The organism is Sedimentibacter sp. (assembly GCF_033447055.1).
Lineage (GTDB): Bacteria > Bacillota > Clostridia > Tissierellales > Sedimentibacteraceae > Sedimentibacter.
This window is the reverse complement of sequence record NZ_JAWQJF010000016.1, coordinates 1-6,752: the sequence shown is the minus strand read 5'-3', so window position 1 is coordinate 6,752 and position 6,752 is coordinate 1. Positions and strand designations below refer to the sequence as shown.

At 31.8% G+C, this 6,752-nt stretch carries 10 protein-coding genes; all 10 read left to right on the top strand.

What is annotated here, in order from left to right; genetic code table 11:
* The coding region (locus tag SA378_RS01210) for a FliG C-terminal domain-containing protein (protein ID WP_318524172.1) at positions 1–110 on the top strand (110 nt) is incomplete at its 5' end.
* The gene (locus tag SA378_RS01205; RefSeq protein ID WP_318524171.1) at positions 103–870 is read left to right on the top strand and encodes a FliH/SctL family protein; all 768 of its coding nucleotides are present in this window, start codon (positions 103–105) and stop codon (positions 868–870) included. The genes SA378_RS01210 and SA378_RS01205, both read left to right, overlap by 8 nt.
* Positions 863–2,170 carry a flagellar protein export ATPase FliI gene (gene fliI / locus SA378_RS01200; RefSeq protein WP_318524170.1) on the top strand — a complete coding sequence of 436 codons (1,308 nt, stop codon included), beginning with the start codon at positions 863–865 and terminating at the stop codon, positions 2,168–2,170. The genes SA378_RS01205 and fliI overlap by 8 nt, the downstream gene beginning before the upstream one ends.
* Positions 2,171–2,215: 45 nt before the next feature.
* On the top strand, positions 2,216–2,668 hold the full coding sequence (gene fliJ, locus SA378_RS01195) for a flagellar export protein FliJ (RefSeq protein ID WP_318524169.1): 453 nt from the start codon (positions 2,216–2,218) through the stop codon (positions 2,666–2,668).
* 29 nt (positions 2,669–2,697) lie between these two features.
* Positions 2,698–3,894, top strand: coding sequence for a flagellar hook-length control protein FliK (locus SA378_RS01190; protein WP_318524168.1), 1,197 nt, complete (start codon positions 2,698–2,700; stop codon positions 3,892–3,894).
* A gap of 9 nt (positions 3,895–3,903) precedes the next feature.
* Positions 3,904–4,437 carry a flagellar hook assembly protein FlgD gene (locus SA378_RS01185; RefSeq protein ID WP_318524167.1) on the top strand — a complete coding sequence of 178 codons (534 nt, stop codon included), beginning with the start codon at positions 3,904–3,906 and terminating at the stop codon, positions 4,435–4,437.
* A 19-nt stretch (positions 4,438–4,456) separates the two neighbouring features.
* A complete protein-coding gene (locus SA378_RS01180; protein ID WP_318524166.1) occupies positions 4,457–4,855 on the top strand; it encodes a TIGR02530 family flagellar biosynthesis protein in 399 nt (132 codons plus the stop codon).
* A 77-nt stretch (positions 4,856–4,932) separates the two neighbouring features.
* Positions 4,933–5,820, top strand: a complete 888-nt coding sequence (locus SA378_RS01175) for a flagellar hook-basal body complex protein (RefSeq protein WP_318524165.1) — start codon at positions 4,933–4,935, stop codon at positions 5,818–5,820.
* A gap of 164 nt (positions 5,821–5,984) precedes the next feature.
* Positions 5,985–6,182: a flagellar FlbD family protein gene (locus tag SA378_RS01170; RefSeq protein WP_318524164.1), complete on the top strand. Its 198-nt coding sequence runs from the start codon at positions 5,985–5,987 to the stop codon at positions 6,180–6,182.
* A gap of 15 nt (positions 6,183–6,197) precedes the next feature.
* A partial coding sequence (locus tag SA378_RS01165) for a motility protein A (protein WP_318524163.1) occupies positions 6,198–6,752 on the top strand: 555 nt, incomplete at its 3' end.

Sequence of the window (6,752 nt, the reverse complement as noted above, 5' to 3'; positions counted from 1 at the left end):
TAAGAGACGTAGAAGAAGCTCAGCAAAGAATAGTATCTGTAATCAGGCGTTTGGAAGAAGAAGGGGAATTGTTCATAGCTAAGGGCGGAAAGGATGATATTATTGTCTAATATAATTAAAGCTGAATATGTAATATTTGATGACAAAAAAATAAATCGCATTAAGAAAGAGGAATTTGCAGAACAAAAATCAATAACTACACCTAGGGAAGATTTGTATGAAATATATAATCAAAGAGAAATAATTTTAAAAGAAGCAAATGAAGAAGCTTTGAAAATCATAAATGCTGCTAAAAGAAATGTCCAAACTGAGATAGCTGAATTAAAAAAAAGGGGCTTCGAAGAAGGATATAATGCAGGCATGGAAATTGGTAAAAACAAAGGTTATGAAGAAGGATATGAATTAGGTAAGTTAAAAATCACTGAAAAACTCAATAAACAAAATAAAACTAAAGAAAAAGAAATAACTAATATGTTGGAAGAAATAGAAAATAAAAAAGAAAATATTATTTCCACATATGAAAGAGGATTAAGTAAGCTTGCAATTGATATAGCTGAAAAAATAATCAGACAAAAAATTGAATTGCAAGGTAATATAGTAACAAGAATAATAGAAAGTGTAATAAAAGATTACAGAAATGAAGAATGGGTTAAAGTATATATTTCAAGCAAAGATGATGCGAAATCCATTAGAGCAGATAAAGACTTAATTCAAAGCCTTAGCAAAATATCGAATGATGTGAAAATAGAAGTATCAGAAGAGTTAGAAGAAGGAAGCGCTATTGTTGAAACACCTGAAGGAATTGTTGATGCAAGTATTATTACACAGCTGAATAATCTTAAAGAAATGGTACTAAGTAAAAATGATTGATGAAAAATTGAAAAATATCCAAGATGTCCTCGCTAAAGAAGATTTCTGCACATACGTAGGAAAAGTAAAAAGAATATCCGGAATGATGATTGAAGCAACAGGAAGCAAGTATAAAATCGGTGAAGTATGTGAAATAAATACGGACATAAATGATAAAAAAATACGTGCAGAAGTTGTTGGGTTCAATGATGGGAGAGTCATATTGATGCCCTATGAGGACATTAAAGGTATAGGGCTCGGAAATTCTGTAATATCTACAAAGAATAAATTAAAAATACCGGTTGGAGATTTTTTAGTAGGAAGAATAGTTGATGCAACAGGACAACCTATTGATGATGGTGAAAAATTTGACTGTGATGAATACTGCTATGTAGACAATGAGTATATTAATCCGTTGTCAAGACCTAGAATTAATTCAAGCTTAAGTTTTGGAGTTAAAGCAATAGATGGACTTTTAACAATAGGTAAGGGACAGCGTATAGGCATATTTGCCGGAAGCGGTGTGGGAAAAAGTACATTGCTTGGAATGGTAGCAAAGAATGTTAAAGCAGATATAAATGTAATAGCTCTGGTTGGTGAAAGAGGAAGAGAAGTAAGAGAGTTTATTGACAAAGACTTAGGCGAAGAAGGTTTAAAAAGGTCTGTTTTAGTAATAGCAACTTCAGATCAGCCGGCAATGCTGAGAATGAAATGCGCACTGGTCGCAACGACAATAGCTGAATATTTCAAAGATCAGGGAAAAGATGTACTCCTTATGATGGATTCGCTTACAAGATTTGCGATGGCACAAAGAGAAATAGGTCTTGCAACCGGAGAACCTCCTGTAGCAAGGGGGTATACACCATCAATATACGCGGAGCTTCCAAAACTTTTAGAAAGAAGCGGAAATTTTAACACCGGTTCGATAACAGGAATTTATACTGTATTAGTTGAAGGGGATGATACAAATGAACCAATTTCTGATACAGTACGAGGAATAGTTGACGGCCACATAGTTTTGACAAGGAAATTGGCAAATTCAAATCATTATCCTGCAATTGACATTAATGGAAGCATATCTAGACTTATGAATGATATAGTTTCAAAAGAACAAAATAATGCTGCAAAAAAAATTAGGGATATATTGTCAGTGTACTACGCTAATTATGATTTGATATCCATAGGTGCTTATAAAAAAGGTACTAATTTAAAGCTAGATGAAGCAATAAGCAAAATTGATAAAGTAAACAACTTCTTAGTTCAAGGAGTAGACGATAAATATACATATGACGATGTGCTTGATTTGATGAAAGACATTTAACTGAAATTAAGAATTAGTAATTTATTTCAATTTAAAAGGAGCATTATGAAAAAGTTTATTTTTTCACTTCAAAAAGTATTAGAAATAAAAGAGCAAATTTTAGAGAATTTAAAAATTGAACTGGGAAATTTAAATCAAGAATATAGTACTATGGAACTTAACATAAAGAACTTAAAAGATAAATTTTCATCTGTAAATAGTGATTTTCTTGAAAAATCAACTATTGGTGTTTCTGTAGGAGAAATGTCATACTACAAAATTTATATGAGCAGCATTCTAAAGCAAATAGAAAACAAGGAAGAAGAAAAAGAAAATTTATTAAAGAAAATCGAATCAAAAAGACAAGAAATTATTAGTAAAAATATTGAAATATCAAGTCTTGAGAAATTAAAAGAAAAAGAATATGAAAAATACAACCATGCTCTTTTGAAAAGCGAAGAAATATTTATTGAAGAATTTGTATCTAATAAAAGCATGACAAAAGGGTATGCAGTATAAATTTATAATAATTGAAAGGAGGTGAGAAAATGAATATGAATGTGAATATGAATTTAAACAATATGCTGGCAAATCAGGTTCAAAATAATGCAATGCAAAAAAACAGCAATTTAAAAAATTCTGATGATGGTTTATTTATGAATATGTTAAATATGCTGATGACACAAAACAGCGCAACAGATTCTTCGGGTTTTTTAAATATTGATAATGCTGATTCAAGTGTAAGTGCCAATGCAATGGAATTGTTGTTAGGAAACAATATAAAGAATTTCATAAACTTAGATGATGCTGGTATTTCTGATGATGAAAGTATTTCCTTTTTAACTGAGTTAAATAAAGAAGAAAAGACAGACTTAAAAGATGTAAATAATAATTTAACCAGCATGATTAGCGGATATAACTTCATAAATTCTTTCATAAAAAATTCTGATATTGAAGCAGTTCAAGAAGTGTATAGTGCAATAAACAGTTGCTGTGATAAAAACATAAAGAATATATCTTTTATTAATCCTAAAGCGTATGGAATTGCAAAAGATGTGACAAAAGACAGACAGCAAAGCATTATAAATCAAGATGCAGCTCAAGTATCACAAATTTCTATAAAGGGAAATGAAAAGAATTTAAGTTCTTCAGCTGAAAAATTAATATTACAAATAGAAAGTGACAAAAATAAATTTAAAAAAGAATTTAATTATCAAGTTGATGTAACAGAAAACAAACCCGTAATGGAAGAGAACAACAAAATTATCGAAGTGAGTGATGAGTCATCACAAATTAAATCTTCAGTTTTATCTCAAGTGAAAGACAAAATTGTATTTATGACCAGTGAAGGAACTGAAGGAAAAGAAGGTACAAAGCAAGTCACTATGGAACTTAATCCTGAAAATATGGGGAAAGTAGACATTAAAATGATTTTTGAAAACAATAAAATAACAGTTGAAATCAAAGCATCCAATGAAGAAACACATAAAATATTGTCTTCAAATGCAGAAGAACTTACAAAAGCGTTAAATAAAAATACTGAAGCAAGTGTAAATGTTACAGTTAAGCCCCATGAACATCAATATGGACAAAATCCATTGGATTATAACAGTCAAAACAACGGGCGTGGCAGGCAAAGAAACAACAATTTTTACTACAGCAATGAATCAGAAGACATCGAAGAAGACGGCGTATTTTCTCAAATTATAAATTTAAGAACTATGAAACTAAGCAGTGCAGTTTAAGGAGATAAAATGGAGATAAATGCATACAACAACTATGTGAACAGTACAGGCAGCACAAGCAATTTAAACGTTCAATCATCAAGTGAATCTTTAGATATGCAGGATTTTCTGGATTTGCTGGTTGCACAAATGACAAATCAAGATGTTATGAATCCTATGGAAAACACTGAATTTATTTCACAAATGGCCCAGTTTTCATCGTTGCAGGCAATGTCAAACTTATCAGATATTTCAATGCAGGGACAGGCAACATCGCTCATTGGAAAAAATGTGGTTGTAGCAAGCTACGACAGTCAAGGAAACCTTGTTGCAGACGAAGGTGTAGTTCAAAGGGTTACTATCCACAGCGGAGAAACAAAACTATATGTAAATGATATAGAGTATAGTTACTCTAATGTCATGGAAATAAAGCAAACGTCAGAAACTGATCCGATGCAGGAATTGATTGAAAAAGTTTTAGAAGGAATAAACAGCATAAATGATGCTCTAGGTGAAGAAGAGATAAATGAAATTTCAGCAGTGGAAAGTGTAGAGCAGCAATAAGTTGTGAGGTGGTGATAAAATGACTGATATTAATTTCATTAGAAAAATAAGCAACTTAAACAATAACATTCAATTAAACACTAATGTTAAAGACAAAGAAAGTATTAATTCAACTTTCAAAGATATTTTAAATGAAAAATTTAAGGAAAATGAAAAAGTTGAAAACGAAGTAATTTTTTCTAAGCATGCAAACGAAAGGATAAAGGAAAGAAATATTGATGTGAGTGAAGAAGTTACCGGTAAGTTAAACAAAGCGGTAGAACAAGCCAAGGACAAGGGTTTGAAAAATGTGCTAGTAATGATTGATAATCAAGCATTCATAGTAAGCACAATGAGCAACAAAGTAATAACTGCTGTAAACAGCGATGAATTAAAAGAAAATTTATTTACTAATATTGATGGAGCTGTAATAAAATAGCCGGTCCTTTTTAGGAGGTTAAAATCTGGATTGTTTGAAGGATTAGCAGCTTAATAAAAAAAGGAGAATGATTAATTATGATGAAAGCACTTTATTCTGGTGTATCAGGAATGAGAAGCCACCAGACAAAAATGGACGTAATAGGTAACAATATAGCAAATGTAAATACGAATGGTTACAAAACACAAAGAGCAACATTTAGGGATGTATATTACCAGACAATGAGCAATCCAAGCCAGGCAGCTACAGGAATAGGCGGAACGAACTCATCACAGGTAGGTTATGGGGCACAAATTGCATCAGTTGATACAATACATACATTGTCAGGATACTCTCCGACAAACAAGGAAACTGATTTGTACATAAATGGAGAAGGCTATTTAAAAGTTATAGATGCCAGCGGAGAAATGTACTATACTCGATACGGAGCATTGAATTTTGACTCGGAAGGACAGCTTGTAGATTCAAATGGATCAATTGTTTTAGGATTGAACAGTGTAATAGACGCTAGTGGTACAGTAACTACTGCTGTAGTTCCAAAAACTGCAGAGGGTACTGATGGTAAGGGAATTCAGGATACTTTAGTTGGAATAAAAATACCTATAAATGACTATTCAAACATCACTATAAACAGCGATGGTACGATAACTGGAGTAAAAACCGGAACTGATACTATAGAAACTTTAGGACTTATAGCAATTGCTACAGTTCCAAATCAAGCAGCGCTTAAATTGGAAGGAAGTTCTTACTATGTTGCGGGAAATAACACTGGAACTATAACATACCACGCAGCCGGTCTTGGAGGTTCTGGAGCACTGGTTACAGGTGGATTGGAAATGTCCAATGTTGACTTGGCAAATGAATTCTCTGACATGATTATTACACAAAGAGGATTCCAAGCTAATACAAAAATAATATCAGTAGTAGACCAAATGTTAGAGGAACTTGTTAACTTAAAGAGATAGTAAAACAATTAAAAGTAAATTTTCGTCATCCTGAGCGTAGTGATGGATCTCATGAGATTCTTCACTGCGTTCAGAATGACAAAACTCAATAATAAAAGCATTAATCATGCTTATAAAAATTTGTGATTGTGATTAATATTTTTATTAGAAAATATGGAGGTCCTATGGTTGAGGTAGTAGGCATTAACGGAGAAGAGTTTTTGTTAAACGCAAACTTAATAGAGATAATTGAATTCATTCCTGAAACAAAAGTAACATTAACAACAGGAAAATATTATTTAATTAAAGATTCAAAAGATGAAATAGTGGAAAAAATAATAAAATATAATCAAAAAATATTAAGAGGCGTTACTGCTGAATAAATAAAGAGGTGTAGTATGAATATATCATTTTTAGTTGGATTATTGGCGGGATTTGCCTTAGTTATTTATGGAATAATTGGTAGCGGGTCAGGCATGTCCCAGGTAACCGAGAGTTTTATCGATGTTTCAAGCATGTTTATTACTTTCGGTGGAGCAATTTCAGCAACGATAATGTCTGTTCCGGTTAAATATCTGAAAGATGTTCCGAAAAACATGAAAGTATTAATGAATAAAGAAAAAACAGATTTGAATAAATATATTGATTCAATAGAAGAACTTTCCAGGGAAGCAAGGCTCAAAGGTCTTTTAGTTCTTGAAGAAAAAGTAAATACAATGGATTTAAATGATGAATTTTTAAAATATTGCGTAATGCTCATAGTCGATGCTATTGAGCCTACAAAAGTTAGAGCACAAATAGAAAATGAAATAAATTGCATAGAAGCTAGGCATTCTTCTGCTTGGAAAGTATTTGATACACTTGGAGGATTTGGACCTGCATTTGGTATGTTGGGAACATTGATAGGACTTATAAATATGCTTGCAAACATGGATACATCAAACGGTGCCGAT

Bases quoted from the DNA above. Each gene is read 5' to 3' on its own strand.
- fliI (WP_318524170.1), top strand. From the start codon at position 863: ATGATTGATGAAAAATTGAAAAATATCCAAGATGTCCTCGCTAAAGAA.
- fliJ (WP_318524169.1), top strand. From the start codon at position 2,216: ATGAAAAAGTTTATTTTTTCACTTCAAAAAGTATTAGAAATAAAAGAG.
- SA378_RS01190 (WP_318524168.1), top strand. From the start codon at position 2,698: ATGAATATGAATGTGAATATGAATTTAAACAATATGCTGGCAAATCAG.
- SA378_RS01185 (WP_318524167.1), top strand. From the start codon at position 3,904: ATGGAGATAAATGCATACAACAACTATGTGAACAGTACAGGCAGCACA.
- SA378_RS01180 (WP_318524166.1), top strand. From the start codon at position 4,457: ATGACTGATATTAATTTCATTAGAAAAATAAGCAACTTAAACAATAAC.
- SA378_RS01175 (WP_318524165.1), top strand. From the start codon at position 4,933: ATGATGAAAGCACTTTATTCTGGTGTATCAGGAATGAGAAGCCACCAG.
- SA378_RS01170 (WP_318524164.1), top strand. From the start codon at position 5,985: ATGGTTGAGGTAGTAGGCATTAACGGAGAAGAGTTTTTGTTAAACGCA.